The sequence below is a fragment of the Rhizobium leucaenae USDA 9039 genome (assembly GCF_000426285.1).
In the GTDB taxonomy this organism is placed as follows: domain Bacteria; phylum Pseudomonadota; class Alphaproteobacteria; order Rhizobiales; family Rhizobiaceae; genus Rhizobium; species Rhizobium leucaenae.
In genome coordinates this window covers 1-1,912 of sequence record NZ_AUFB01000088.1, presented here as the reverse complement: position 1 = coordinate 1,912, position 1,912 = coordinate 1, and the positions used below count along the sequence as shown (strand labels likewise).

Below are 1,912 nucleotides of genomic sequence, written 5' to 3'. Positions count from 1 at the left end.
CGGATGAAGCTGCTGTTCTTCGATCGGTCGGGCTTTGTACTTGTCCTGAAACGGTTGACGGAGGACAAATTCCGATGGCCCCGTCGTGAAGTGCCGGTGGTCACGCTGACGACCGAACAGCTTCATTGGATCCTCGACGGCATCGATATCGACGCGATGGTGCGCCATCCGGCACGGCAATATCAGATCGCCGGCTGAAGGTGGCGAATTGGCTGTTGACGCCAGGGGGCGGTTCAGATTCAAGAATCTGATGACTCGAACCCGCGAACCTGATGTTGCGGCACTGATGGCGCAGTTGGCGGCAAATGCTGCCGAAATTGCCGCGCTTAAAGCCGAGAAGGAAGCGCTCTCGCGGCGGGTCGTCAAGCTGGAAGAGGAGCTGGCGCTGGCAAGGCTGCATCGCTTTGCCCCACGCAGCGAAAAGCATATTGATCGCCTCTTCAACGAAGCCGAAGAGGCTGCGGTTGAGGATGACAGCGAGGCAGGCGATGTAGTCGAGCTTCCGGACACCGGCCTGCCAGCGGTAGAAGATCAAACGGGAAAGAAGCGGGGCCGCAGACCTCTACCGGAAGACCTGCCGCGCGAACGTGTCGAGTACGACCTTCCCGACGATCAGAAGGCTTGCCCATGCTGCGATCGTCAAATGCATCGCATGGGCGAGGCTGTTACCGAGCAGCTTCATATCGAGGTTAAGGCAAAGGTCCTACAGAATGTGCGGTTCAAGTATGCCTGCCGCCATTGCGACCGCACCGGGATCAACACGCCCGTAGTGATCGCACCGATGCCGACGCAGCCCCTGCCGGGCAGCATCGCTACCGCTTCGACGTTAGCCTTCGCGCTCGTCCACAAATACGTCGATGGCACACCGCTCTACCGCGTGGCGCAAACATTCGAGCGGGCCGGTGTTCCGATCAGCCGTGGCGCTCTTGCTCACTGGGTGATCGGTTCGAGCGAGAAGCATCTGCACCGCATCTATGAGGCCCTGAAACTACGGCTTCGATCGCAGCCTCTCATTCATGGTGATGAGACGACAGTCCAGGTGCTGAAGGAAAAGGACAAAGAGGCCACCAGCACATCGTATATGTGGGCCTACCGCAGCGGCGAGGATAGTGAGCAGCCGATTGTGCTGCTCGATTATCAGCCGGGCCGCGGCCAGATTTACCCTCAGACCTTCCTGGGTGATTATCGCGGCATATTGGTGAGCGATGGCTACACCGCCTGGCGCACATTGAATGGCGCAACCCATGTCGGATGCATGGCTCACTCCAGGCGGCGCTTCGTTGATGCCCTCAAGGCGAGAAAGAATGGTGGCGGCCCGCCGGAGCAAGCTCTCAGGTTCTTCGAGCAGCTCTACCGGATCGAAAGGCAGGCGAGAGAGATAAAGCCCGACGCCGGTGAAACGCAGGCCGACTGCATTCGCCGCTTCCGGCAACAGCACAGCTTGCCTGTCCTGAACGCCCTAAAGACGTGGCTCGATAACATCGCGCCGAAGGTCGTACCGGATACCAAGCTCGGCGATGCTGTGTCCTACACCCTGAACCAATGGGATTATCTGACGCGCTACACCAGCGACGGCAGGATGCCGATCGATAACAACATTCTGGAACGCGAGATCAGAGTTTTTGCCACCGGAAGAAAATCGTGGCTGTTCAGCGATACCGCTGACGGAGCCAGGGCCAGCGCCGTGATCTACAGTCTCATGCTGACTTGCCGCGCCTGCGGCGTCGACCCGCTCGCTTGGCTGCGCCACGTGCTCACAGAGTTGCCGCAGCGGGGCGAAGCGGCCGAAATCGTCGACCTGCTGCCGTTCAACTTCGCCAGAACCGAAGCCGCCTGACACAATACGGTTCCAAACGTTGAGCCGATGCCAATCAACGCGTTGGCGTCAACGTGCGGCGAAAATCGCGCTTAC

2 protein-coding genes are annotated in these 1,912 nt (G+C 59.5%); both read left to right on the top strand.

The window, feature by feature from the left end:
- The coding region (gene tnpB, locus K290_RS0133305) for an IS66 family insertion sequence element accessory protein TnpB (RefSeq protein ID WP_028755407.1) at nt 1-198 on the top strand (198 nt) is incomplete at its 5' end.
- A 52-nt stretch (nt 199-250) separates the two neighbouring features.
- Nucleotides 251-1,837, top strand: coding sequence for an IS66 family transposase (tnpC, locus tag K290_RS0133300; RefSeq protein WP_028755406.1), 1,587 nt, complete (start codon nt 251-253; stop codon nt 1,835-1,837).
- The last annotated feature ends 75 nt before the right edge of the window (nt 1,838-1,912 follow it).

Bases quoted from the DNA above. Each gene is read 5' to 3' on its own strand.
- tnpC (WP_028755406.1), top strand. From the start codon at position 251: ATGACTCGAACCCGCGAACCTGATGTTGCGGCACTGATGGCGCAGTTG.